Origin of the sequence: Streptomyces yangpuensis (genome assembly GCF_001005295.1) — a bacterium.
Taxonomy (GTDB): Bacteria; Actinomycetota; Actinomycetes; order Streptomycetales; family Streptomycetaceae; genus Streptomyces; species Streptomyces yangpuensis.
Map to the genome: position 1 here is coordinate 586969 of NZ_LBMK01000003.1, position 25948 is coordinate 612916.

Below are 25948 nucleotides of genomic sequence, written 5' to 3' on the forward strand. Positions count from 1 at the left end.
ATCAACAACGGAAATCCACTGGAGGTTGCCATGAGGATCATCTGGTTTCGTGTACGGACGGCGCTCGCCGGTCGCGGCAGCGACGAGGGGATGTCCACTTCGGAATACGCCATGGGCACGATCGCGGCGTGCGCATTCGCGGCCGTTCTCTACAAGGTGGTGACGAGTGACGTCGTCGCCACGGCGCTTCAGTCGACCATCGGGAAGGCGCTCGATGTGCCGTTCTGAGAAGAGGCACGGGCGGGGGCGGGGAATGCGGGACCGGGGATATGTGACGGCGGAGGCCGCTCTGGTGATTCCTGCGCTGGTGCTCTTCGCGGCGTCGCTGGTGTGGGCCCTGATGGCGGCGGCCGGACAGATCCGGTGTGTGGACGCGGCCCGGGCCGGTGCCCGGGCCGCGTCCCGGTCGGAGCCGGCGGAGGTGGCGGTGGCGGCCGCCCGCGAGGCCGCGCCGCCGGGGGCGCGGGTGGAGCTGGAAAGGGTGGGCGACCTCTGGCGGGTCCGGGTGGCGGCGCCCGCGCCCGGGCCGGCCGGGATCCCGCTGCGGCTGGGCGCGCAGGCGGTGGCCCTCGCCGAGGACAGCGTGGGGCCGCCGTCGTGAGCCGGGACCGGGGTTCGGCCACGGTCTGGGCGGCGCTGGTGGCGACGGTGCTGGGTGCGGTGTTCGCAGGGGTGCTGCTGCTCGGGCAGGCGGTCGTTGCCCGCCACCGGGCGGCGGCGGCCGCGGACCTGGCGGCGCTCGCGGCGGCGGCCACCTGGGCGCACGGGCCGGACACCGCCTGCGCCACGGCCCTCCGGGTGGCCCGGGCACAGGGTGCGGAGCTCGCCGGGTGCCACGTCGGCGGCGAGGTCGCCGAAGTGGCCGCACGGGTCGCGGCGGGCCCCTTCGCGCCGGAGATCCGGGCCCGCGCCGGCCCACCCCGCGACCCGCCCGGCTGAGGACAGCCCCGCGCACGGCCGCCCGGGAACCGGCGGACGGAGGGCCCCGCCGGGCAGGGCCGCCTACGACCCGTTTCGGGCCCGGCCGCGCTGGACCCCTTCCGGACACGGCCGCGCTGGAACCCCTTCCGGACACGGCCGCACGGGAGCCCTGGCACGGCCCGCGCGTCCAGGAGCCGCCGGCCACGGGCCCCGCCGGGCCAGGCCGCGGGTCTTCCCGGGCGCGGCCCAGGGGCGTAGAGGCTGGTCAGGGGGTGGACGGCGGAAGGTGTGGCGATTCGGACAGGAGGCGGGTGAGCAGGCGGACGGCGCCGCGCTTGTGGAGGGGGTCGTTGCCGTTGCCGCACTTGGGGGACTGGATGCAGGAGGGGCAGCCGGCCTCGCACTCGCAGGCGGCGATGGCGTCGCGGGTGGCCGTCAGCCAGGCGCGGGCCGTGTGGAAGGCCCGCTCGGCGAAGCCGGCGCCGCCGGGGTGGCCGTCGTAGACGAAGACCGTGGGGAGGAGGGTGTCGGGATGCAGCGGCACGGACACGCCGCCGATGTCCCAGCGGTCGCAGGTGGCGAACAGCGGCAGCATGCCGATGGAGGCGTGTTCCGCGGCGTGCAGGGCGCCGCCGAGGATCTCCGGGTCGATCCGGGCCTCGTCGAGCTGGTCCTCGGTCACCGTCCACCAGACGGCCCTGGTACGCAGGGTGCGGGGCGGCAGGTCCAGCTTGGCCTCGCCGAGGACCTCGCCGGTGATCAGTTTGCGGCGCAGGTAGGAGACGACCTGGTTGGTCACCTCCACCGAGCCGAAGCAGAGCCGGGCCGAGCCCCACGGGATCTCGGTCTCGGTCTCCAGGACGGAGATGGAGGTGGTGTCGCGGGCCGTGGTGGAGAAGGGCGGGTCCGCTGCCTCCACGAGGGCCGCCGAGCCCTCCAGGTCCAGGTGCCGCACCAGATACGTGCGGCCCTGGTGGAGGTGTACGGCGCCCTCGTGGACGGCGGTGTGGGCCGCCCACTCGTCGACCGTGCCCAGCAGCCGGCCGGTGGAGGCCTCGACGATCTGCACCGGGCGGCCGCCGCCGCCGCCCCGGATGTCGGTGAGGTCCGAGGCCCGCTCGCGGCGGGTCCAGTGCCAGCCGGACGCCCGGCGGCGCAGCAGCTTGGCCGCTTCGAGCTGGGGGAGGAGTTCCTCGGTGGCCGGGCCGAAGAGGTCCAGGTCGGACTCGGTCAGCGGGAGCTCCTCCGCCGCCGCGCACAGGTGGGGGGCGAGGACGTACGGGTTGTCGGGGTCCAGGACGGTGGCCTCCACCGGTTGGCGGAACAGCGCCTCCGGATGGTGGACCAGATAGGTGTCGAGCGGATCGTCCCGGGCGATCAGCACGGCCAGGGCGCCCTGGCCGGAGCGCCCGGCCCGGCCCGCCTGCTGCCACAGGGAGGCCCGCGTGCCCGGATAGCCGGTGATCAGTACGGCGTCCAGGCCGGAGACGTCCACGCCCAGCTCCAGGGCGGTCGTGGCGGCCAGCCCCAGCAGCTCGCCGGAGTGCAGGGCCCGCTCCAGGGCCCGGCGCTCCTCGGGCAGGTAGCCGCCCCGGTAGGCCGCGACCCGCCGGGGCAGGGAGCGGTCCACCTCCGCGAGCCGCTCCTGCGTGATCACGGAGATCAGCTCGGCGCCCCGCCGGGAGCGCACGAAGGCGACCGTACGGACGCCCTGGACCACCAGGTCGGTCAGCAGGTCGGCGGTCTCCGCGATGGCCGTACGGCGGACGGGAGCGCCCCTCTCGCCCCGCAGCTCGGTGAGGAGCGGGGGCTCCCAGAGGGCGAAGACCACCTCGCCGCGCGGTGAGGCGTCGTCGGTGATCTCGATCACGGGTACGCCGGTCAGCCGGGAGGCGGCGGCCGCCGGGTCGCCGGCGGTGGCGGAGGCCAGCAGGAACACCGGATGGGAGCCGTAGCGGGCGCACAGCCGCCGCAGCCGGCGCAGGACCTGCGCCACGTGGGAGCCGAACACGCCGCGGTAGGTGTGGCACTCGTCGATCACCACGTAGCGCAGGGCACGCAGGAAGGAGGACCAGCGCGGGTGGGCCGGGAGGATCCCGCGGTGCAGCATGTCGGGGTTGGTGAGGACGTGGTTGGCGTACTGGCGCACCCATTCGCGCTCCTCGACGGGGGTGTCCCCGTCGTAGACCGCGGGGCGGACGGCGTTGCCGAGCGGGGCGGCCAGGTCCCGTACGGCGCGCCGCTGGTCGGCGGCCAGCGCCTTGGTGGGGGCCAGGTACAGGGTGGTCGCACCCCGCCCGTTCGGGGCCCGTGCGCCGTCCGCGAGCGCCGAGAGCACAGGGGCGAGGTAGGCCAGGGACTTGCCCGAGGCGGTGCCGGTGGCCACGACCACGGACTCGCCGTCCAGGGCGTGCTCGGCGGCCGCGGCCTGGTGTTCCCACGGATGGTCGATCCCGGCCGCCCGGATCGCGGCTACTACATCCGTTCGGATGCGGTCGGGCCAGACTGCATGACGGCCCTCCCGAGGGGGCAAGTGCTCCGTATGGGTGATGCGCGCAGAGCGGAAAGGCCCCCGTGACAGGCGGTCCAGGACCGTGCCGGGGGTGGGTCGGGAGTCCGCGTCTGCCGTGGGCCGTCCGGGACCATGAGTGTTGGCCATCGGAACCGAGTGTGTCACCGGCGTGCGGGACAATGGTCGGAAGGCGTCGTGCGCGCCTGCCGGTAAGTGATTGAATGCCATTGCGGCAGCCAATCCCTCACCTACCTTCGGGTGGGGAGGCCCCTGGGGGGCGCCGCTCGATAGCAAGGTGCTGGAGGATCCGTGGACCTGTCCCTGTCGACTCGCACTGTCGGCGACCGTACGGTCGTGGAGGTCGGTGGCGAGATTGATGTGTATACCGCGCCCAAGCTGCGCGAGCAGTTGGTCGAGTTGGTGAACGACGGCAGCTACCACCTGGTCGTCGACATGGAGCGAGTGGACTTCCTCGACTCCACCGGTCTTGGTGTGCTCGTGGGCGGCCTCAAGCGCGTCCGTGCGCACGAGGGTTCGCTCCGCCTGGTGTGCAACCAGGAGCGCATCCTGAAGATCTTCCGCATCACCGGTCTGACCAAGGTGTTCCCGATCCACACCTCGGTGGACGACGCCGTCAACGCCACCGACTGACGGCTCCAGGCGGCCCCCGGAAGCCTCCGGGCAGCTGGGGGCCGGCAAGGAGAGCGGGGGTACCGGGCCAGGGATGGTCCGGCCCCTGTCAAGGCACGCCCGTAGTCCGAGGGGGACGCGCATGGCCACCGTTGAACTGCGCTTCAGCGCCCAGCCCGAACACGTCCGGACGGCCCGCCTGGTCGCGGCCGCCGTGGCGCGACGGGCCGGTGTGGAGGAAGCCGTCCTCGACGAGGTCCGCCTCGCCGTCGGTGAGGCCTGTTCGCGTGCCGTCGGACTCCACCGGAGCAACGGGCTGACCGCGCCCGTCCGGGTGGTGCTGACCGAAGAGGACAAGACGTTCTCCATCGAGGTCGGCGACGAGGTCCCCGGCCCGGACGGGATCCCGGCCGAGACCGTGTCAGGCATCGCCGCCGTCCAGGAATCCGACGGGGACACCGAGGACGAGATGGGACTCGCGGTGATCAGCGGGCTCGTCGACGACGTCGAGGTGACCAGTGGGGAATCGGGCGGGACCATCCGGATGAGCTGGCCCGTCTCGGGAGCCTCCGACCTTCCCTGAGATCCACCGCGCGCACCACCGCTCCTATCTTCCGATCTTTATCAAGGCCCTGCTGAGCAGGGCCTTTTTCATTTCCCTAGATCAATGAACATCCGTCAATGCCTTTGCCCCATTACTACTTTCGAGGGTAATGGAGTGACGCGATCTATTGCTGAGGAGCAGGAGCACGCCAATTGCGTTTCCTGCGCACTGTTTTGATCGGGGCGCGCTCCCTACAATCCGTCCACATCTTGAGCTCATCACGTCAAGGAGGACGAATGACGGGGCTCTTCACCCCTCTCGCGCCGGATAGCACCGCTGATCTGGCATCCGCAGTACTCACCGATGACAATCGGCTCATCGTGATGGTCATTGCGGCCGTGGCACTCGCCGCACTCGTCGTCGCGCAGTTCCTGGTCCGCCAGGTCCTCGCCGCCGACGAGGGAACCGACAGCATGAAGAAGATCGCCGCGGCCGTCCAGGAAGGCGCCAACGCCTACCTCGGCCGCCAGCTGCGCACCCTCGGCATCTTCGCCGTCGTGGTCTTCTTCCTGCTCTTCCTGCTCCCCGCCGACGACTGGAACCAGCGGGCAGGACGCTCCGCCTTCTTCCTCGTCGGCGCCCTCTTCTCCGCGGCCACCGGCTACATCGGCATGCGCCTCGCGGTCCGCGCCAACGTCCGCGTCGCCGCCGCCGCGCGCCGGGCCACCCCCGCCGAGGGGGAGCCCGCCAAGGACCTGACCGAGGTCTCCCACCAGGCGATGAAGATCGCCTTCCGCACGGGTGGTGTGGTCGGCATGTTCACCGTCGGCCTCGGCCTCCTCGGCGCCTCCTGCGTCGTCCTGGTCTACGCCGCGGACGCCCCCAAGGTCCTGGAGGGCTTCGGGCTCGGCGCCGCCCTGATCGCGATGTTCATGCGCGTGGGCGGCGGGATCTTCACCAAGGCCGCCGACGTCGGCGCCGACCTGGTCGGCAAGGTCGAGCAGGGCATTCCGGAGGACGACCCGCGCAATGCCGCGACCATCGCCGACAACGTGGGCGACAACGTCGGAGACTGCGCCGGAATGGCGGCCGACCTCTTCGAGTCCTACGCCGTCACCCTCGTGGCCGCGCTCATCCTCGGCAAGGCGGCCTTCGGCGACCTGGGCCTCGCCTTCCCGCTGATCGTCCCCGCCATCGGCGTCGTCACCGCGATGATCGGCATCTTCGCCGTCTCCCCGCGCCGCAGCGACCGCAGCGGCATGACCGCCATCAACCGCGGCTTCTTCATCTCGGCCGTGATCTCCCTGGTGCTGGTCGGCATCGCCGTCTACGCCTACCTGCCGTCCAGCTACGCGGACCTCGTCGGCGTCGAGAACACGGCGATCGCCAACCACTCCGGTGACCCGCGCGTCCTGGCCGTCGTCGCCGTCGCCATCGGCATCGTGCTCGCGGCCCTGATCCAGCAGCTGACCGGCTACTTCACCGAGACCAACCGCCGTCCCGTCCGGGACATCGGCAAGTCCTCCCTGACCGGCGCCGCCACCGTCGTCCTCGCCGGCATCTCCGTCGGCCTGGAGTCCGCCGTCTACACGGCGCTGCTCATCGGCCTCGGCGTCTACGGGGCGTTCCTGCTCGGCGGCACGTCCATCCTCCTCGCGCTCTTCGCGGTGGCCCTGGCCGGCACCGGTCTGCTCACCACCGTCGGCGTCATCGTCGCCATGGACACCTTCGGGCCCGTCTCCGACAACGCCCAGGGCATCGCCGAGATGTCCGGCGACGTCGAGGGCGCCGGCGCGCAGGTCCTGACCGACCTGGACGCCGTCGGCAACACCACCAAGGCCATCACCAAGGGCATCGCCATCGCCACGGCCGTGCTCGCAGCCGCCGCGCTCTTCGGCTCGTACAACGACGCGATCGCCACCGCGGTCAAGGAAGTCGGGGCCAAGGCCGGGGAGATGAACCTCAGCCTGGACATCGCACAGCCCAACAACCTCGTCGGGCTGATCCTGGGCGCGGCCGTGGTCTTCCTGTTCTCCGGCCTCGCCATCAACGCGGTCTCGCGCTCCGCGGGCTCGGTGGTCTACGAGGTGCGCCGCCAGTTCCGCGAGCACCCCGGGATCATGGACTACAGCGAGAAGCCCGAGTACGGGCGCGTTGTCGACATCTGCACCAAGGACGCGCTGCGCGAGCTCGCCACGCCCGGCCTGCTCGCCGTCCTGACGCCCATCGCCGTGGGCTTCTGCCTCGGCGTCGGCGCGCTCGGGTCGTTCCTCGCCGGTGCCATCGGCACGGGCACGCTGATGGCGGTCTTCCTCGCCAACTCCGGCGGTGCGTGGGACAACGCGAAGAAGCTGGTCGAGGACGGCCACCACGGCGGCAAGGGCAGCGAGGCCCACGAGGCGGTCGTCATCGGCGACACGGTCGGCGACCCGTTCAAGGACACCGCCGGTCCCGCGATCAACCCGCTGCTCAAGGTCATGAACCTGGTGGCGCTGCTGATCGCCCCCGCCGTCGTGCAGTTCAGCTACGGCCCGGACAGCAGCCCGACCGTACGGGCGGTCGTCGCGGTCGTCGCGATCGGCGTCATCATCGGCGCCGTGTACGTCTCCAAGCGCCGCGGCATCGCCGGGGGCGACGAGAGCGACGGGACGGCCGAGCGGGTGGCCCAGTCGGCCGATCCGGCGACGGTCTCCTGACCGAGACCCCGGCAGCGGAAGGGCCGGGCCGGGCAGGGCCGGCCGTGCGCCCGAAAGGCGGACAGGCGGCGCGGACCTACGCGTCGTCTGTCCGCCTTTGTGCGTCCCCCGATGGCAGGCGTGTATCTTCCGGGCCGAGAGCCTTCGAAGGGACCAATCCGGTGAACAAGAAGCTTGCGGCCGCGCTGTCGGGCAGTGCGGTGCTGATGCTCGTCCTGTCCGGCTGCGGCGGGGACGACGGAGACGAGAAGGCCAACGCCTGGGCCAAGAAGGTCTGCGACCAGTGGCAGCCCGAACTCAAGAAGATCGAGACCGCCAACGCCGACATCAAGCGCGTGGCGACCGAGAGCAGCAAGCCCGACGAGGTCAAGCAGACCGACTCGGCGGCGTTCGCGACCATGTCCGAGTCGTACAAGACCATGGGCAACGCCCTGCAGCAGGCCGGGACGCCACCGGTCAAGAACGGCGCCACGACCCAGGAGTCGGCCGTCAAGGGCTTCGAGGCGACCTCCAAGGGGTACGCCGACCTGAAGGCCAAGATGGACGCCCTCGACCCCGCGGACCAGACGAAGTTCGCCGACGGCCTCAAGGAGGTGGCCGGCGGCCTGCAGGCGGCGACGAAGGGCGGTCAGGACGCGCTCGCCACGCTCAACGCGGGCGGCCTGGACAAGGCCATCAACAACCAGAAGGGCTGCCAGGTCGCGACGACATCGGCATCGCCCAAGTAGCCCGGCGCCCAAGTGACCAGGCGCCCAGGCAATCCGGCGCCCGGACGACCCGGCCCGTGCGGGGCCCGGTGCCCCGCGCGTCGGCGGTGCGCCGTACGAAGTCCCGGGCGGCCGGGCCTCCGAGAGGGGGCCGCGGCCGCCCTTTCGTACATCCGGGCCTGCGGTGACCGGCTGGAGCGCCCCCAGCGGACACAATGGACGGGTGAGTACCACCAGCCTCCCCACCCCCGACCACGCCGCCGAGCTCCGCGGCGCGATGCTGGCCGCCGGCTTCACCGCCGACGGGCTGCTCGACCTGCTCGGCGCCCCCGCCTACGCCGCACTGGCCCGCAGCGAGACGGTCCCCGCCCTGCGCGCCACCCGGGACGGCGGCGACGGCCCGCTCGCGACCCTCGTCCGGCTGTTCCTGCTCCAGCAGCCCGTGCCGTACGTGCACGCCGCGGCGGCGATGCCCGTCGAGGCCGCCCTGGCCGACGGCTGGCTGCGGCGCGAGGGCGACGAGGTGCACGCCACCGTCGACGTGCGCCCGTACGGCGGCCCGGACGGCGAGGACTGGTTCATCGTCTCGGACCTCGGCTGCGCCGTGGGCGGGGCTGGCGGGATCGGCAGCCGGGAGGAGGGCGTCGTCCTCGGCGTCGGCGGCGCCTCCACCACCCTGGCCGGGATCACCGTGCGCACCCCGGTCGGCTCCGCCCTCGACGTCGGCACCGGATCGGGCATCCAGGCGCTGCACGCCACCCGGCACGCGACGAGGGTCACCGCGACCGACGTCAACCCCAGGGCCCTCGGATTCACCCGTTTGACGCTGGCGCTCTCCGGGGCGCCGGAGGCCGAGCTGCTCACCGGCTCGCTCTTCGAGCCGGTCGGGGAGGCGACGTACGACCTGATCGTGTCGAACCCGCCGTTCGTGATCTCCCCCGGCGCCCGGCTGACGTACCGCGACGGCGGGATGGGCGGCGACGACCTGTGCCGGACCCTGGTCCAGGAGGCGGGGGCGCGGCTCAACCCCGGCGGGTACGCGCAGTTCCTCGGCAACTGGCAGCACGTCGAGGGCGAGGACTGGCACGACCGGCTCCGCTCCTGGGTGCCGCGCGGCTGCGACGCCTGGATCGTGCAGCGTGACGTGCAGGACATCACGCAGTACGCGGAGCTGTGGCTGCGCGACGCGGGCGACCATCGCACCGACCCCGCCGAGTACGCCCGGCGCTACGAGGACTGGCTGGACGAGTTCGAGGCCCGGAAGACCAAGAGCGTCGGCTTCGGATGGATCACCTTGCGCCGGTCGGACGCGGCCGAGCCCTCGATCGTGATCGAGGAGTGGCCGCACACGGTGGAGCAGCCGCTCGGCGAGGCCGTGCTCGCCCACTTCGCCCGTCAGGACTACCTGCGCGAGCACGACGACGCGGCCCTGCTGGAGGCCCACTTCACGCTGGTGGAGGAAGTGGTCCAGGAGCAGGTCGGCTCGCCCGGCGCCGAGGACCCGGAGCACGTCGTGCTCCGGCAGAACCGGGGCATGCGGCGCGCCACGAAGGTCGACACGGTCGGCGCGGGCTTCGCCGGAGTGTGTGACGGCTCACTGAGCGCCGGACGGATCCTGGACGCCATCGCGCAGCTGATGCAGGAGGACCCCGTCGTGCTGCGGGACCGGACTCCGCAGGCCATCCGGCTGCTGGTCGAGCAGGGTTTCCTGGAGCCCGTGGCGCGCCCCGGGCAGTAGGCGGCACCGTGATGTAACCCGGGGTTCGCCCTGCGTATCCCCGGGGACGGCAGGGTGCTGTACAGCGGGGTCCGGGGGGAGTCCGGGAGCGGTCCGGGGGTGCGGGGGAACGGCGCGGAGCGCGGCCCGGTGATCGTGGCCGGGGCCGTGTTCCCGCTGTTCGGGGCCGCTCTGCAGGCCTGGACGGGAGCGCGCGCCCGGCTGCCGTGCGCCGGTGGCTTCGGGTGCGCGCCCCGTCACGGCCGAACCACTGCCTCCGTTTTTTCCGGCGCCACTGCGAGGGGCCTGCCGGGGGCGGTGGCACCCGTGCCGGAAGCCGGTGCGGGACGGGGGCGCGGCGGGGTGCGGGGTGGCCTGCGGGCGGGGGCCAGACGGCCCCCGGGCCACTCGGCCCGGTGATCGCGAAGGGCCGGGCGCGGCATCCGGGCGGCAGAAACGGCACTTGTCGGGTTACCGTTCGAGTGGCCGTTGCGGGCTTGTGCCGTTTGACACGGGGGCGGGTTGTACCGTCACACTCCGCAGCGTCGCCGTACTGCGACCGAGTGCCGACCGGAGAGAAGAGCCAAGTTGTCCCCGACTAGCGAGACCGCAAAGGGCGGCCGCCGACTCGTCATCGTCGAGTCCCCTGCCAAGGCGAAGACGATCAAGGGCTACCTCGGCCCGGGATACGTCGTCGAGGCGAGCGTCGGGCACATCCGCGACCTCCCGAACGGCGCGGCCGAGGTTCCCGACAAGTACACCGGCGAGGTCCGCCGCCTCGGTGTGGACGTCGAGCACGACTTCCAGCCGATCTACGTCGTCAACGCCGACAAGAAGGCCCAGGTCCGCAAGCTCAAGGAGCTGCTGGCCGAGTCCGACGAACTCTTCCTCGCCACCGATGAGGACCGCGAGGGCGAAGCCATCGCGTGGCACCTGCAGGAAGTCCTCAAGCCCAAGGTCCCCGTCCACCGGATGGTCTTCCACGAGATCACCAAGGACGCGATCCGCGACGCCGTCGCCAACCCGCGCGAGCTGAACCAGCGCATGGTCGACGCCCAGGAGACCCGCCGCATCCTCGACCGCCTCTACGGCTACGAGGTCTCGCCGGTCCTGTGGAAGAAGGTCATGCCGCGCCTGTCGGCCGGCCGCGTCCAGTCGGTGGCCACCCGCCTCGTCGTCGAGCGGGAGCGCGAGCGCATCGCCTTCCGCTCCGCCGAGTACTGGGACCTGACCGGCACCTTCTCCACCGGCCGCGCCGGGGACCCGTCCGACCCGTCCTCGCTGGTCGCCCGCCTGAACACGGTGGACGGCAAGCGCGTCGCGCAGGGCCGCGACTTCGGTGCGAACGGGCAGCTCAAGAGCGAGGTGCTGCACCTCGACGAGGCGAACGCACGGGCGCTCGCCGCCGCGCTCGCCGACACCGCCTTCGCCGTCCGCTCAGTCGAGTCCAAGCCGTACCGCCGGTCCCCGTACGCCCCCTTCCGTACGACGACGCTGCAGCAGGAGGCCTCGCGCAAGCTGGGCTTCGGCGCGAAGGCGACGATGCAGGTGGCGCAGAAGCTGTACGAGAACGGCTTCATCACCTACATGCGTACGGACTCCACCACGCTGTCCGACACCGCGGTGGCGGCCGCCCGGGCGCAGGTCACGCAGCTCTACGGGGCCGACTACCTGCCGGAGAAGCCGCGCGTCTACGCGGGCAAGGTCAAGAACGCGCAGGAGGCGCACGAGGCGATCCGTCCCTCGGGTGATCGTTTCCGCACCCCGGCCGAGACCGGCCTGACCGGCGACCAGTTCCGCCTGTACGAGCTCATCTGGAAGCGCACCGTCGCCTCCCAGATGAAGGACGCGACCGGCAACAGCGTCACCGTGAAGATCGGCGGCCGCGCCTCGGACGGCCGCGACGCCGAGTTCAGCGCGTCCGGCAAGACGATCACCTTCCACGGTTTCATGAAGGCCTACGTCGAGGGCGCGGACGACCCGAACGCCGAGCTCGACGACCGCGAGCGGCGCCTGCCGCAGGTCGCGGAGGGCGACGCGCTGGCCGCCGAGGAGATCACGGCGGACGGCCACGCGACCAAGCCGCCGGCCCGCTACACCGAGGCCTCGCTGGTCAAGGAGCTGGAAGAGCGCGAGATCGGCCGCCCGTCGACCTACGCGTCGATCATCGGCACGATCCTCGACCGCGGCTACGTCTTCAAGAAGGGCACGGCACTCGTGCCGTCCTTCCTGTCCTTCGCCGTGGTGAACCTGCTGGAGAAGCACTTCGGGCGGCTCGTCGACTACGACTTCACGGCGAAGATGGAGGACGACCTCGACCGCATCGCGCGGGGCGAGGCCCAGTCCGTGCCGTGGCTGAAGCGGTTCTACTTCGGCTCCGAGGACGCCACCGAGGTCGTGCCCTCGGGCGGCGACCACCTCGGCGGCCTGAAGGAGCTGGTCACGGACCTGGGCGCGATCGACGCCCGGGAGATCTCCTCCTTCCCGGTCGGCGAGGGCATCGTGCTGCGCGTCGGCCGCTACGGGCCGTACGTGGAGCGGGGCGAGAAGGACGCCGAGGGCCACCAGCGCGCCGACATCCCCGACGACATGGCTCCGGACGAGCTGACGGTCGCCTACGCGGAGGAGCTCTTCGCGAAGCCGAGCGGCGAGTTCCAGCTCGGCAAGGACCCCGTCAGCGGCAACGAGATCGTCGCCAAGGACGGCCGCTACGGGCCGTACGTGACGGAGATCCTGCCCGAGGGCACGCCGAAGACCGGCAAGAACGCGGTCAAGGCGCGCACGGCCTCGCTCTTCAAGACGATGAGCCTGGACACGGTCACGCTCGACGACGCCCTGAAGCTGATGTCGCTGCCCCGCGTCGTGGGCGCGGACGCCGAGGGCGTGGAGATCACCGCGCAGAACGGCCGCTACGGCCCGTACCTGAAGAAGGGCACGGACTCGCGGTCGCTGGAGACCGAGGACCAGCTCTTCACGATCACCCTCGACGAGGCCCTCGCCATCTACGCGCAGCCCAAGCAGCGCGGCCGGGCCGCGGCCAAGCCGCCGCTGAAGGAACTGGGCACGGACCCGGTCAGCGAGAAGCCGGTGGTGGTCAAGGACGGCCGCTTCGGTCCGTACGTGACGGACGGCGAGACGAACGCGACGCTGCGGCGGGACGACGACGTCGAGACGATCACGCCGGAGCGGGGCTACGAGCTGCTCGCGGAGAAGCGGGCGAAGGGCCCGGCCAAGAAGACGGCGAAGAAGACCGCCGCCAAGAAGGCCCCGGCGAAGAAGACCGCCGCAGCGAAGAAGACGACGGCCAAGAAGGCGACGACCGCGAAGGCGACGACCGCGAAGAAGACCGCGGCCAAGAAGCCGGCGGCGTCCTCGTCCGAGGAGTGACCGCCGGATCCGGCCCCGCCGGCGTTTGAGGCGCGGGGTGCGGGGCAGCGCCCCCGCACCCCGCGCACTCCCGGCGGGGCGGGCCCCGGGGCGGCCCTGGAAGGTGGGTGCGGGGTCACACCCCGCCTCGTCCACAGGCCTCCGCAGCCGCCAGGTGCAGCGGATAGGCTGGGCGGATGACGCGAGCCGAGCAGCCGGCGGTCGTGACCGCTCCGGCGAACCCCACCTACGACGAAGCCCTAGCCGCGGATTCCCGCGAGCGTGCGGTGCGCGCACTGCTGCGCACTCCCCGGCTGCGCCGCCTGTGGAGCGCCCAGCTGGTGAGCGGCATCGGTGATGCCCTCGCCCTGCTGGTGCTGGTCCTGCTGGCCCTTCAGGCAGCCGCCTCCGAGGGGGCCTTCGGCGGCGGATACCGCGGTGCGGCCCTCGCCGTCGCCGTCGTCTTCGGCGTCCGGATCCTCGCCACCCTGCTCTTCGGCGCGGTCCTGCTCGGCCCGCTGGCCGGGCTCGTCGGCGCGAAGGGCAAGCTGGACCGCCGCTGGACGATGATCGGAGCCGACGGCGTCCGCATCGCCCTGTTCGTCGTCGCCCCGCTGTGGCTCGACTGGATCCCGGCCCACGCGCTCACCGCGCTGCTGGCCACCGTCTTCGTCTCCGGCGCCGCCGAGCGGCTGTGGACGCTGGCCAAGGAGAGCGCGGCCCCCGCCCTGCTGCCCGAGCCGCCGCCGGAGGGCGCCACCGTACGGCCGCTGCCGGACCACATGGACGCCCTGCGGCGCCTGACCCTGCGTACGGCCTTCGCGGCGCTCCCCGTCGCGGCGGCCGTGCTGCTCGCCGCCACCCTCGTCGGCAAGGCCCTCGGCCTCGGCGTGGCCTGGTTCGCCGCGAACCAGGCCGCCCTCGGCTCGTACGTGGCCGCCGGCCTCTTCGCCGCCTCGGTCTCGCTGCTGCTCCCGCTGGTGCTGCCCGACACGGCGACCCCCCGGCCCCGTTCCCCGCTGGAGGGGCTGCGCGCCCCCAAGGCGGGAGACCGGCCGGACAAGGGCCGTACGGGTGCCATCCCCCTGCTGGTCCTGAGCTGCGCCGCGGTCGCCGGAGCGGTCGCCGGCGCCGTCGCCGTGTCCGTCCTGCACGCCTTCGACCTGGGCGGGGGCCCGGCCGCCTTCGCGCTGCTCGTCCTCGCGCTGGTCGGCGGCACCGCCGCGGGCATCCGCGCCACCCAGGCAGGCAAGGTGCTGCCCGGGCTGTCCCGGCGCCGGCTGCTGGCCCTCGCCATAGCGGTGGCGGGCCTCGCGCTGCTGCTGAGCGGCCTCGTCCCCGACATGGCGACCGTGCTCTTCCTGTCGCTGCTCGCCGGCACCGCCGCGGGCGTCGCGGCCAACACCGGCCACACCCTGCTGGACCAGGAGACCGAGGAGTTCCGCCGGGCCCGGGTCACCGAGCACCTCCAGGCGGTCGTCAGGGTGGCCGTGGCCGTCGGCGCCCTCGCCGCACCGGTCCTGGCCGCGGTGATCGGCCCGCACCCGCTCGCAGGCGCCGAGTCCGTCCTCTCGCACGGCGGTGCCGCCTTCACCCTGATGCTCGTCGGCGCGCTGCTGCTGCCGGTCGCCGTCGTCGTGCTCACCAAGGCCGACGACCGCAGCGGCGTGCCGCTGCGGCGCGACCTGCGTGACGCGCTGCGCGGCGGGGAGCCCGTCCAGGCCCCCTCCACGACCGGATTCTTCATCGCGCTGGAAGGCGGCGACGGAGCCGGCAAGTCCACCCAGGTGAAGGCGCTCGCCGAGTGGATACGGGGCAAGGGACACGAGGTCGTCGTGACCCGCGAGCCGGGAGCCACCCCCGTCGGCAAGCGGCTCCGCTCGATCCTGCTCGACATCTCCTCGGCCGGGCTGTCGAACCGCGCCGAGGCTCTGCTGTACGCGGCGGACCGCGCGGAACACGTGGACACGGTGGTGCGCCCGGCCCTGGAGCGCGGCGCGATCGTCATCTCCGACCGCTACATCGACTCCTCGGTGGCCTACCAGGGCGCCGGCCGTGACCTCTCCCCGACGGAGATCGCCCGGATCTCGCGCTGGGCGACCGACGGGCTCGTACCGAACCTGACCGTGCTGCTTGACGTGTCGCCGGAGGCGGCGCGGGAGCGGTTCACGGAGGCGCCGGACCGGCTGGAGTCGGAGCCGGCGGAGTTCCACCAGCGGGTGCGGTCCGGCTTCCTCACCCTCGCCGCCGCCGACCCCGGCCGGTACCTGGTGGTCGACGCCGGGCAGGACCCGGACTCGGTGACCACCGTCGTACGGCACCGCCTGGACCGGATGCTGCCGCTCTCCGAGGCCGAGGTGGCCGCGCAGGCGGAGGCCCGGCGACTCGCCGAGGAGGAGGCCCGGCGCAAGGCCGAGGAGGAGGCGGCGCGCAAGGCCGAGGAAGCCCGGCTGCGGGCCGAGGAGGAAGCGCGCAAGGCCCGTGAGGCCGAGGAGGCGCGGATCAGGGCCGAGGCCGAGGCCGCCCGCAAGGCGGAGGAGGAGCGGCTGCGGGCCGAGGAGGAGGCCCGGGCGCGGGCCGAGGCCGAGCGGCTGCGTGTGGAGGCCGAGGCGAAGGCGCGCGCTGCGGAGGCGGAGCGGCTGCGCAAGCAGGCCGAGGAGGAGGCCCGGCTGCGTGCCGAGGCCGAGGAGCGGCGGCTGGAGAAGCAGCGGCGGGCCGAGGAGGCCCTGCTGAAGGCCGAGGAGGCGCGTCGGCTGGTCGAGGCGCAGGCCGCCGAGGCCGCGGCGAAGGCGGCGGCCGCCGCTGCCGCCGCGGAGGCCCGGGCCGCTGCCGAGGCGGCGGCCGAGGCCCCGGCGGCTCCGGCCGCACCGGCGAAGGGCTCCGACACGGCGCCCGCACGCAGGATCGACATGATGAAGGACGATCCGCACCCGGACGACGCGGTGACGATCGAGACCCCGGTGGTCAAGCGGGTCGTCCGCCCGGACGACGTCACCCAGACCGTCCCGGTGCCGAAGATCGACCCGGCGTCGGGGGCACCGGCGGCGTCCGCCGTTGACGAGACGGCGGTGCTGCCGCCGGTGCGTCCGTCCGGCACGGGCACGGGTAGCGGCTCCGGTTCCGGCAGTGGCGGCCCTGCCCGGTCCGCCACGCGGCCGTCGGCCCGCCGCCCCGAGGAGGACCCGGCCGACCGGGTTCCGTCGGGCATCTTCCGGGACTCCAGCAACGACCGGACGCGCGAGCTGCCGGTCCTGGACGACGACGGCCGGCCGAGCCGCCCCCGGCCGGACTGGGCGGAGGAGACCCCGCTGGACGACCTGCCGACGCTGGCGGACGAGCTGCTGGGCCGCCGCCGGGACGACGCGTACGACGACGCGTACGACGGCGAAGGTAACGACGAGGGCGACGCGGGCGACCGCGGAAAGCGCCGCCGCCGCTGACGCAGGCGGCGGTAGGCGACCCACGCGGTACGAAATTGTCGGTGGCGCCCGACACAATGGGTGCACGGAGAGTGAGAGGTGGTGGGCGGGATGCCCGTATGGGACGACCTGGTGGGTCAGGAGCGGATCCAGGCGCAGCTGGCCGCCGCCGCCCGCGATGCCGACGCGCTGGTCACGGCCGCCACGGACGGGACCGCGCCGCCGGCGGCTTCGAAGATGACCCACGCCTGGCTCTTCACGGGACCGCCGGGATCCGGGCGGGTCACCGCCGCCCGGGCCTTCGCGGCGGCCCTGCAGTGCACCAGCCCGGACCGCGCCCTCGGTGGTGAGCCGGGCTGCGGGTTCTGCGACGGCTGCCACACCACGATGGTCGGCACCCACGCGGACGTCTCCACCGTCGCCGCGGTCGGCAGCCAGATCCTCGTCGACGACATGCGGGACACCGTCCGCAAGTCCTACACGTCCCCCGCCACGGGACGCTGGCAGATCATCCTGGTCGAGGACGCCGAGCGGCTGAACGAGAAGTCCGCCAACGCGGTCCTCAAGGCCGTGGAGGAGCCCGCGCCCCGCACGGTCTGGCTGCTGTGCTCGCCCTCGCTGGAGGACGTGCTGCCCACCATCCGCTCCCGCTGCCGCCACCTCAGCCTCAGCACCCCCTCGGTCGCTGCCGTCGCCGACATGCTGGTGCGGCGCGACGGCGTCGAGCCGGCGGCTGCCCTGGCCGCCGCGCGGGCCACGCAGGGGCACGTCGACCGCGCCCGCCGGCTGGCCACGGACGAGGGAGCCCGGGAGCGCAGGGCGACGGTCCTGAGGCTCCCGCTCCGGGTGGACGACATCGGAGCCTGTCTGAAGGCCGCCCAGGAGCTGGTGGACGCCGCCGGCGAGGACGCCAAGCAGATGGCCGAGGAGGTCGACACCAAGGAGACCGAGGAGCTCCGGGCCGCCCTGGGCGCCGCCGCCGGAACGGGCGGGCGGATGCCGCGCGGTACGGCGGGTGTCATGAAGGAGCTGGAGGACAAGCAGAAGCGGCGCCGGACCCGCACCCAGCGCGACAGCCTCGACCTCGCCCTCACCGACCTGACCGGCTTCTACCGCGACGTCCTGGCCCTCCAGCTCGGCACGGCCGTCGCCATCGCCAACGAGGACATACGGCAGGACCTGGAGCGCGTCGCCAAGGCCTCCGGGCCGGAGCGGACCCTGCGCCGGATCGAGGCGATCATCGCCTGCCGCGACGCCCTCGACCGCAACGTGGCCCCGCTCCTCGCGGTGGAGGCGATGACGATGTCCCTCCGCGCGGGCTGACCGCCTGCCCGGCCCGCCCGGGGCCCGGCCCGGCTCCAGGGGCATCGCGGGGCGAACCGGCTCACCCGTACGGGGGAACCGGGCGGCGGGGCCGGAGGGGGGCCGGTCCGTGCCTCGCCCGGTGAGCGCCACGGAAGGCCCGGGGCCGTCCGGCGGGCAGGGCCCGGCCGTGCCCGCCGGCAGGACGTAGGCTCCGGGGATGGACACCAGTCGCGTGCTGCGTACCACCGGGACCGTGATCGCAGCAGCCGGGCTCCTGCTCTCCGGCTGCACCTCGAGCGGGCCGCAGACGCTCCCGACCGCCGCGTCCGCGAGAGGGGAGGCCGGCGGCACGCCATCGGTGCCGCCGTCCCCCGACGCCGCCGCGATGCGCCCGTACTACGAGCAGAAGCTGACCTGGCGCGACTGCGGTGTCCCCGGATTCCAGTGCTCCACCATGAAGGCGCCGCTGGACTACGCGAACCCCGGGTCCGGCCAGGACGTGGACATCGCGGTGGCCCGCCGGGTGGCGACCGGCCCCGGCAAGCGGCTCGGTTCGCTGGTGGTCAACCCGGGCGGCCCCGGCGGCTCCGGCATCGGCTACCTCCAGGCGTACGCGGGCATCGGCTACCCCGCTCCGGTCCGCGCCCGGTACGACATGGTGTCCTTTGACCCGCGCGGCGTGGCACGCAGCAGCCCCGTCGAGTGCCTGACCGGCCCGGAGATGGACAAGTACACCCAGGTGGACCAGACGCCGGACGACGCGGCCGAGCGGGCCCGCCTGGTGGCGGCCTTCAAGGAGTTCGCGGCGGGCTGCGAGACCCGCTCGAAGCGGGTCCTGCCGCATGTCTCCACCGTCGACGCCGCCCGCGACATGGACCTGCTCCGTGCGGTGCTCGGCGACGGGAAGCTCAACTACGTCGGCGCCTCGTACGGCACCCTTCTGGGGGCGACGTACGCGAACCTCTTCCCGGACCGGGTCGGCCGGCTGGTCCTGGACGGCGCGATGGACCCCACGCGCCCGGCGCTCGATCTCAACCGGGACCAGACCGAGGGCTTCGAGACGGCCTTCACCTCCTTCGCGAAGGACTGCGCGAAGCAGCCCGACTGCCCGCTGGGCAAGGGCAGCCCGGAGGAGGTGGCCGCCCGCCTGAAGGACTTCTTCCGCAAGCTCGACGCGCAGCCCGTGCCCAGCGGCGACGACAAGCGCCCGCTCGGCGAGGCCCTCGCGACGACCGGGGTGATCGCGGCCCTCTACGACGAGAACGCCTGGCCCCAGCTGCGCGAGGCCCTGGCCTCGGCGATGAACGGCGACGGAGCGGGCCTGCTGAGCCTGGCCGACAGCTACTACGAGCGCGGCGCGGACGGCACGTATGCCAACCTGATGTTCGCGAACGCCGCCGTCAACTGCCTGGACCAGCCCGCGGCCTTCAACGGCCCGGACGCGGTCGACACGGCCCTCCCGTCCTTCCAGAAGGCCTCCCCGGTCTTCGGCGCCGGCCTGGCCTGGGCCGCCCTGAACTGCGGGTACTGGCCGGTGAAGCCCACGGGCCAGGCGGGGCCGCTGACCGCGAAGGGCGCCGCGCCGATCGTGGTGGTGGGCACCACCCGCGACCCGGCGACCCCGTACAAGTGGGCGCAGGCACTGGCCGGCCAGCTCGAATCGGGCACCCTCCTCACCTACGACGGCGACGGCCACACGGCGTACGGACGCGGCAGCGACTGCATCGACACCGCGATCAACCGCTACCTCCTGGAGGGCAGGCCCCCCACGGACGGCAAGAAGTGCTGACCCGCCGCGCGAGCGCCTGACCCGTCGCCCGCCCGACATGTGACCTGGGACTCGTCCCCGCAGAACCTGGTTCGGGGCACCCGTCGGGACCCTGTAGACTTGGCGCCGCTGCTGATGAGCGATCCCTTCCGAGGGAATCCTTGTCTCCCAGCGGTGCCGCCTTAGCTCAGTTGGCCAGAGCAACGCACTCGTAATGCGTAGGTCTCGGGTTCGAATCCCGAAGGCGGCTCAGAAAAAGGCCCAGGTCACGCATTCAGCGACCTGGGTCTTTTGCTTTTCCTTTATATGCGCGGGCGTGTGGCGGCTGGGGCCTGGAACCCCGAGCGTGAGTATGCGTGAGCGCCGGATTGGGCGAACCGGCCTAGAGTCACCGGCCGGCACGAAGGGCGGCAGCCGACTCCAGGAGGCCGTCTCGCTCCAGGCGGTCGAGTGCATCGCCCGCGACCCCGGGTGGATTCCGCCACGAGTCGGCGATCTGTTGGACGGCGGCAAACACCCTCTGGCGATCGAGGTCGATCTGGGCCAGAACGAAGTCGTCCGCGGAGACGGCTTCGACGTTCCATGTCCTCAGCGTCTCGCCGGGGAAGTCCTTGAGGTTGTTGGTGACGATGAGTTGAGCCCGTGACTTGACGGCGGCAGCGAGCACGTGACGGTCGTCGGCGTCCGGCAGGTCCAGCGCCGACTCCAGGGGCTCGTAATCCTTGACGAGGCAGTCCCGAACAGCGCGCATCATCAGCTCGCGCGTACGGGTCAACCTCGCAGGATCGAGCTCTGGCCTGTTCGTCTGAAGATTCGTGAAGACCTCATCGAGGATCCGTTCGGTCCATTTGGCCTGCACGAGCCCAGCTTGGGCTCTGCGGATCAGAAGGTCGCGCAACGTGCTCGGGTACAGGACGCAGGCGGCGAAGACGACGATGAACGCCACGGGGTCAGATCAGCCCCATCTCCTGGTTCAGGGCCGTTAGTTCGTCTGCTGCCGCCCGTCGCTTCTGGTCGTCCTGGCGTTGGTACTCAAGCAGAGACTGCGCCTTGATCCGGCGGTGGGTGCCGACCTTCCGGTAGTCGATTTCGCCGGCGTCCAGGAGTCCGATCAGGAATGGCCGGGAGACGTTGAGCATGTCAGCGGCTTGCTGTGTGGTCAGCTCCGCATGTTCGGGGACGATGGAGACGGCGCGGCCTGCGGCCATGTGGCTCAGTACTGTCGCCAGCAGTTCCACGGCCTCCCGAGGCAGCTCGAGATCGGCATTTGCGTCCTCGATCCGGAACCGGATCCGTTCGGCGTGAGGGGAACGGGCGAGGGACCTCTTCACGGGCGTAAGTGCCCGGGCGGCGAAGTCGGCATTCGCCTCAGGGGGAGGTGTGCCTCGAGCGGTCGACGCGCTCATGGTGTGACCATCCCTTCGTGTCGTGACCGGGAGGCCGCCCCGTAGGGCTTCCTTAAGTGCAGTATCCGCAATAACCGCAGCAACCGCAACGCACCAGGCTGGGTGGGTGCTGGCCGCCCTGGCCGTGGGCCGTCGACACGCGGCGTTGGCCGACCCACGTGGGGCGGGTCAACGACGCGGCGGACACGCAGCCTGTTACCCCCGGGGCGCTCATGCACCACATGGATATCTCGGACGCCATCGTTCATGTCGATGACGTGGAGAACGGGGCTCATCACGCGAGCAGCGGCGTCCGGTGAGCCTGTTGTTTCCATCTGTGCGGCCCGCCTGCGTGAGCGTTACGTGAGCGGACTGGACGGCACCAAGGGCGGACTCTGCGTCAGGGTGATCACGGTTGGACGCCTCCGACCTGAGGGAACGGGATTCTGAGGCATCGGCCGGCACCGGCTGGGATGATCTTGTGGGGCCTCGTGATGCGTACGCCTCGGGTTCGAATCCCGAAGGCGGCTCAGAAGGCCCAGGGCAGATAGCCTCTGACCTGGGCCAGGACCAGTGCGGTGGGTCTCGGCCGGCAGGAGATGCCGGGGCAGCGAGGTAGCTTCGGCTGGACCGTGCACGCGGTGAGTGCGAGGCCGACGGCCAGGGCGTGGCGTACCCCGCGGGGGTCGCGTGGATCCGGCACCCCCGCCAGTCGCTCCAGCAGCCCCGGGGCCTCATCCAGCGTGGCTCGGGGACACTCGCGGAGCTGGTCACGTGCAGGAGGGATCAGAGATGACGCGTCGGCAGGCACGGTCTTCCCGTCGGATCACGGGGCGTCGAGAACTCCATGATCTTGGAAGACCGTGCCTGTTGCCCCTCCCGGGCAGCACACAACTACGCCGAAGCCCTGACTACACCTTGAGCAGGTTCGCCGCTACCAGCTCGGCGACCTGGACAGCGTTGAGGGCCGCGCCCTTTCGCAGGTTGTCGTTGCTGATGAAGAGCATGAGGCCACGCCCCTCCTCGACGCTCTGATCCTGGCGAATCCTGCCCACGTAACTGGCGTCCTGGCCGCACGCTTGGAGCGGGGTCGGAATGTCGGACAGCTGGACACCAGGGGCGTGCTCAAGCAATACGGATGCGCGTTCAGCGGAGATAGGACGGGCAAACTCCGCATGCACCGCGAGGGAATGGCCGGTAAAGACCGGGATCCGGACACAGGTCCCGGCGACACGCAGCGACGGCAGGCCAAGAATCTTCCTGCTCTCGTTGCGCAGCTTCTGCTCCTCGTCCGTCTCGGCGGATCCGTCGGTCACAATCGAACCGGCCATCGGCACAGCGTTGAAGGCGATGGTTCTGGCGAATTTCACCGGCGGTGGGAAGTCCACCGCCGCCCCGTCGAGCGCCAGGCCGGCTGCTCGGTCGATCACTCCGCTCACCTGAGACCTGAGCTCTTCCACTCCAGCGACCCCGCCGCCGGACACCGCTTGGTAGGTGCTCACCGTGAGCCGCACCAGACCAGCCTCGTCATGCAGCGGCTTGATCACTGGCATCGCGGCCATCGTCGTGCAGTTGGGATTGGCTATGATGCCGCGTCGCGCCTCGGACACAGCTTCCGGGTTGACCTCACTGACCACCAGGGGCACATCGGGATCCATCCGAAACGCCGAGGAGTTGTCGATGACGACGGCTCCGGCCGCCGCGAACCGGGGTGCCAGTTGCAGTGCTGTTGCTCCTCCGGCGGAGAAGATGACGATGTCCAGGCCGGACGGGTCTGCCGTTTCGGCGTCTTCCACCACGATGCTGTCGTCGCCCCATGGAAGCCGTAGACCTGCCGATTTCGCCGAGGCAAAGAAGCGCAGCTGTCCGATCGGGAAATCACGCTGCCGAAGGATGCTGCGGATCACTACTCCGACTTGCCCGGTCGCGCCCACTACGCCGACTCGGAGACCTTGAGCGGCCATGACTGCCCTACTTTCTTGTCTTGGGTTCGAACTGGTCACTCACGGTGCTGGTCTACGCGGAATGCGGCGGAACGGTGGTGACGACCAGTGTCTGCTGGACGAACGAGATGGCACTCTCGAGCTCGGGGGAAGACGGAGCGGCCAGCACGATCTCGCCCGTCCGATGACCTGAACTCCGCACCGCCAGGACCGTGTCCCCGGGCTCGACCTCCACGCCCGCCTGGAGCACCGAGGGGTGACTTCGCACTGCGTCCAGACCGCAGATGTCCTGCACTACACCCGGTTCCGAGATGGTGAAGATGCTGGCGGCATGGCGGAACGGACCAACTGGCGGTTGGGGCAGCGGCATCCCCACCGCCATCCGGACCACCATCTCGTACCAGTCGATGCCGTACGTGGCGCCAAGGAGATCCATCAGATAGTCGCCCGGAGTCCGGACCGCGACCTCGATGGGAACAGGCCCGGCGGCGGAGAGGCGAAACTCCATGTGCACCAAGCCGGTCCGCATCCCCAGAGCGCGCAGCACCCGGGCACCGGTATCGGCCACCTGCGTGGCACTCGGTTCCGGCAGGTGTACGCCAGTGCGATGACCCACCTCGACGAACTGGGGCGGCCCGGTGGTTTCCTTGGCGGTGATGTTGGCAAACCACACCTCGCCGTCGCGGACCAGTGCCTCCCAGCTGTACTCCGGGCCGTCGATTGCCTCCTCGACGATGACCCGCTCACCGGCGCGGGCCTGCGCCACGGCACGGAAGCTCTCGGCATCGGTCACCAGCTCCACACCGTCGCTGCCGGCGGAGGACAGCGGCTTGACGATCACCGGCCAGCGCTCGGCGGCCCAGTCCGTCTCCTCGGCGAGGGAGTCGGTCACGGTGTACGCCGGCTGAGTGATCCCGGCCGCGGTGAACAGTGCTCTTTGCAGCGCCTTGTTCCGAGACGCCGTCGCGGCGTGCAAGGACGGCCCAGGGAGACCGAACCGATCCTGGATCATGGCCGCGACGATGACCTGGGGCTCGTTGAAGGCGATGACGCCGTCGAACGGGCCGTTCTGAAGGGCGAGGCAGGCGCCCTCCATCCAGTGCTCGTCGAGCTCGCCCCGGGCCGGCGCCACACTCGCCGTACCCGTCACCTGATCGGCACGGGAGGCCGCCTCGACAGCATGGACGCTCACCCCCAGACGACCTGCAGCGGCGACGTACGGCCGGCCCATCTGGCCGACCCCGATCAGCATGAGCTTCTTCACAGGGCTCCCTCCAAAACGGGCAGCGACGCGGCATGGTGAGATGACCAGGCGCTGTATTCGCCGCGGCGGTACAGCAGCGGGACGCGGGGAAAGACAGCGGTGCCTTCCACCCGGGCGGTGAAGAGCCAATGGTCGTCAGCACGGGTGGTGCTGACGATCCGGCACTCGGCGTAGCTCAGGGCGATATCCGTCAGGAGCGGTGCCCCTGCCGCGAGGGCGGAGGGCTCCCAGTCCACGTGTGCGAACTTGTCGGCTGCCTTGCTCGCGAACAGCTCCGACGCCGCCTGGCCTTCCGCCGAAAGGAAGTTCACCGCGAACGCCTGTGAGGCGACGATCGCCGGCAGCGTCCGCGAGCCCGCACCCACCGAAATCAGTAGCGAGGGCGTCGCTGCCGACACCGCGCACACCGCATTGCTGGTGAAACCGAACGGGGTGCCGTCCGCACCCATCGCAGTCACGATTGCAACCGGGGTGGGAAAGGAACCGAATAGTTCCCTGAAGCGGTCAGAACTTTCCATCATCGCCCTTCTCTCTGTTTGGCTGACCGTGGTCATAGCGATGGGCGACATGATTCAGCATGCGGTAGAGCTCGCTCGACTGGAGCTGACCCGCCGCATTCTGCCGCACCGATCCCCGGAATGGTAGATTCCCGATGTCGCCCCACTTGAGAGCGCCCTGATCGTCCAGCACGCACGTTGTTCTGTTCTGGTTATCGGCGTGCAGGCAGAAGGGAATGTCGAGCAACCCCAACGCGAAGGCGCGGGTGAGCGCCGCGCCAACATCTGCGTCCAGATTGAGGACTTCTTCAATCAGGCATCGGGCTTCTTCCATTATTTCATCGAAATATTCCTTCTCCTGCGGGCCCGCAACTACCGGCGGCCCGCCGGCGGCAGCGGAGGCCACCCGCAGTGCGTCCAGGTTTTCTGCCACGCTCGGTATTTGCCACGCCTCGGACACCGTTTTCACGATGAGGCGTTCACAGTGCGTATCACGGGCCAGCCGCGCGCTGCTGCGAATCAGCTCCGTGGCACCATCAGGAGTACTCGGAAACAGCCCCATGTAGGTGTAGAGAACGACATGCCACGTGACCGAAGGAAGATATTCCTGCGCCAGTGCCCGCAGCACGCGCACAGCTGCTCTGTCCTGATCGTCGTGCGTCCCCTGGGCGTAGCTCAGCGACATGGACCGCACGCCGTGCTGTGCGAAGAACAGTCCTTCGAGCACCGTCATGGCGATGAGCAGCGACGGCGGGCACAACTGCCCCAGCAGGCACCCTCCGAAGCTCTCGATATGCCCGTGCTCCACCTCGCCGACGAGGTAGCGGCAACTCTCGGCCCACGCCGATACCGCATGCTCAAGCGGGAGACGGCTGTACGGCAAGCAGTAGGAGACCGGCCCGCCTTCCGTCGTGTCCAGGCCGGCGAGCACCAAGCTCTCGATCACCCGCAACGGCAGGGCAGTGCCGTGCCGGACCTGAATGGGAAACCCGGGCCCGTACAGTCCGGCGAGCATTTCTCGGGTTTTGTCCATCGGGTGGGAGACGATGGGGTACCCGTTGAGTTCTTCCCCCGCCTTCAGCCGCTCGATCGAGCTCACGTGGTCGCCGACGCGGGTGTAACTGTCGACGGTGATGGTTCCGACGACCGGGATATCGAGGTCATGTACGTCGCGCAGGCCCGCGCGCATCGTAGCGATGTTGCCGAACCCCATCCGGGGCTGCACCACCAGGGTTTCGCGTCGGCGAGCGTCGGCAATGAACCGATCCATGTAG

The 25948-nt window shown here is 71.3% G+C and carries 19 protein-coding genes and 1 tRNA gene; 13 read left to right on the forward strand and 7 right to left on the reverse strand.

The window, feature by feature from the left end; translation table 11 throughout:
• The first annotated feature begins 30 nt into the window (after positions 1–30).
• Genes AAT21_RS18010 through AAT21_RS18020 form a run of 3 tightly spaced genes read left to right on the forward strand, consistent with a single transcriptional unit; the run spans position 31 to position 939 of the window.
• Complete coding sequence (locus AAT21_RS18010) at positions 31–228, forward strand: DUF4244 domain-containing protein (protein WP_046777865.1); 198 nt, start codon at positions 31–33, stop codon at positions 226–228.
• Positions 215–601 carry a TadE family type IV pilus minor pilin gene (locus AAT21_RS18015; protein ID WP_046777866.1) on the forward strand — a complete coding sequence of 129 codons (387 nt, stop codon included), beginning with the start codon at positions 215–217 and terminating at the stop codon, positions 599–601. The genes AAT21_RS18010 and AAT21_RS18015 overlap by 14 nt, the downstream gene beginning before the upstream one ends.
• Positions 598–939, forward strand: a complete 342-nt coding sequence (locus AAT21_RS18020) for an Rv3654c family TadE-like protein (protein ID WP_046777867.1) — start codon at positions 598–600, stop codon at positions 937–939. The genes AAT21_RS18015 and AAT21_RS18020 overlap by 4 nt, the downstream gene beginning before the upstream one ends.
• A gap of 247 nt (positions 940–1186) precedes the next feature.
• Here AAT21_RS18020 and AAT21_RS18025 read toward each other — a convergent pair whose 3' ends face one another.
• A complete protein-coding gene (locus AAT21_RS18025; protein WP_046777868.1) occupies positions 1187–3661 on the reverse strand; it encodes a DEAD/DEAH box helicase in 2475 nt (824 codons plus the stop codon).
• Positions 3662–3742: 81 nt separating this feature from the next.
• Between AAT21_RS18025 and bldG the strand changes: the two genes are divergently transcribed.
• The 10 genes from bldG to AAT21_RS18075 all read left to right on the forward strand — a co-directional run bounded on the left by bldG (position 3743) and on the right by AAT21_RS18075 (position 19835).
• Positions 3743–4084, forward strand: a complete 342-nt coding sequence (gene bldG, locus AAT21_RS18030; RefSeq protein WP_042812494.1) for an anti-sigma factor antagonist BldG — start codon at positions 3743–3745, stop codon at positions 4082–4084.
• Between the two features lie 121 nt (positions 4085–4205).
• The gene (locus AAT21_RS18035) at positions 4206–4646 is read left to right on the forward strand and encodes an ATP-binding protein (protein WP_046777869.1); all 441 of its coding nucleotides are present in this window, start codon (positions 4206–4208) and stop codon (positions 4644–4646) included.
• A 257-nt stretch (positions 4647–4903) separates the two neighbouring features.
• A complete protein-coding gene (locus AAT21_RS18040; RefSeq protein WP_046777870.1) occupies positions 4904–7303 on the forward strand; it encodes a sodium-translocating pyrophosphatase in 2400 nt (799 codons plus the stop codon).
• A gap of 161 nt (positions 7304–7464) precedes the next feature.
• Positions 7465–8031, forward strand: coding sequence for a hypothetical protein (locus AAT21_RS18045; protein ID WP_046777871.1), 567 nt, complete (start codon positions 7465–7467; stop codon positions 8029–8031).
• 202 nt (positions 8032–8233) lie between these two features.
• A complete protein-coding gene (locus tag AAT21_RS18050; RefSeq protein ID WP_200904415.1) occupies positions 8234–9748 on the forward strand; it encodes a DUF7059 domain-containing protein in 1515 nt (504 codons plus the stop codon).
• Positions 9749–10315: 567 nt separating this feature from the next.
• Positions 10316–13114, forward strand: a complete 2799-nt coding sequence (topA, locus tag AAT21_RS18055; protein ID WP_046777872.1) for a type I DNA topoisomerase — start codon at positions 10316–10318, stop codon at positions 13112–13114.
• A gap of 176 nt (positions 13115–13290) precedes the next feature.
• Positions 13291–16533 carry a dTMP kinase gene (gene tmk, locus AAT21_RS18060; protein WP_052757855.1) on the forward strand — a complete coding sequence of 1081 codons (3243 nt, stop codon included), beginning with the start codon at positions 13291–13293 and terminating at the stop codon, positions 16531–16533.
• 90 nt (positions 16534–16623) lie between these two features.
• On the forward strand, positions 16624–17835 hold the full coding sequence (locus AAT21_RS18065; protein WP_046778446.1) for a DNA polymerase III subunit delta': 1212 nt from the start codon (positions 16624–16626) through the stop codon (positions 17833–17835).
• Positions 17836–18034: 199 nt separating this feature from the next.
• Complete coding sequence (locus tag AAT21_RS18070) at positions 18035–19606, forward strand: alpha/beta hydrolase (protein WP_046777873.1); 1572 nt, start codon at positions 18035–18037, stop codon at positions 19604–19606.
• 155 nt (positions 19607–19761) lie between these two features.
• Positions 19762–19835, forward strand: a tRNA-Thr gene (locus AAT21_RS18075).
• Between the two features lie 138 nt (positions 19836–19973).
• On the opposite strand, the gene AAT21_RS18080 is transcribed toward AAT21_RS18075, so the two are convergent.
• The 6 genes from AAT21_RS18080 to AAT21_RS18105 form a co-directional block, all read right to left on the reverse strand.
• Positions 19974–20531, reverse strand: coding sequence for a PIN domain-containing protein (locus AAT21_RS18080; RefSeq protein WP_046777874.1), 558 nt, complete (start codon positions 20529–20531; stop codon positions 19974–19976).
• Positions 20532–20535: 4 nt separating this feature from the next.
• Positions 20536–20991: a helix-turn-helix domain-containing protein gene (locus AAT21_RS18085; protein ID WP_046777875.1), complete on the reverse strand. Its 456-nt coding sequence runs from the start codon at positions 20989–20991 to the stop codon at positions 20536–20538.
• Positions 20992–21881: 890 nt separating this feature from the next.
• Positions 21882–22934: an aspartate-semialdehyde dehydrogenase gene (locus AAT21_RS18090; RefSeq protein WP_046777876.1), complete on the reverse strand. Its 1053-nt coding sequence runs from the start codon at positions 22932–22934 to the stop codon at positions 21882–21884.
• Positions 22935–22986: 52 nt separating this feature from the next.
• On the reverse strand, positions 22987–24177 hold the full coding sequence (locus tag AAT21_RS18095) for an ATP-grasp domain-containing protein (protein WP_235438914.1): 1191 nt from the start codon (positions 24175–24177) through the stop codon (positions 22987–22989).
• Positions 24174–24731 (reverse strand): flavin reductase family protein, encoded by a 558-nt coding sequence (locus AAT21_RS18100; RefSeq protein ID WP_157879736.1) that lies wholly within the window; start codon positions 24729–24731, stop codon positions 24174–24176. Before AAT21_RS18100 ends, AAT21_RS18095 begins: the two co-directional genes overlap by 4 nt.
• Entirely contained in the window at positions 24682–25944 is a 1263-nt protein-coding gene (locus AAT21_RS18105; RefSeq protein ID WP_235438920.1) for a methylaspartate mutase, read from the reverse strand. The genes AAT21_RS18100 and AAT21_RS18105 overlap by 50 nt, the downstream gene beginning before the upstream one ends.
• Positions 25945–25948: the final 4 nt, after the last annotated feature.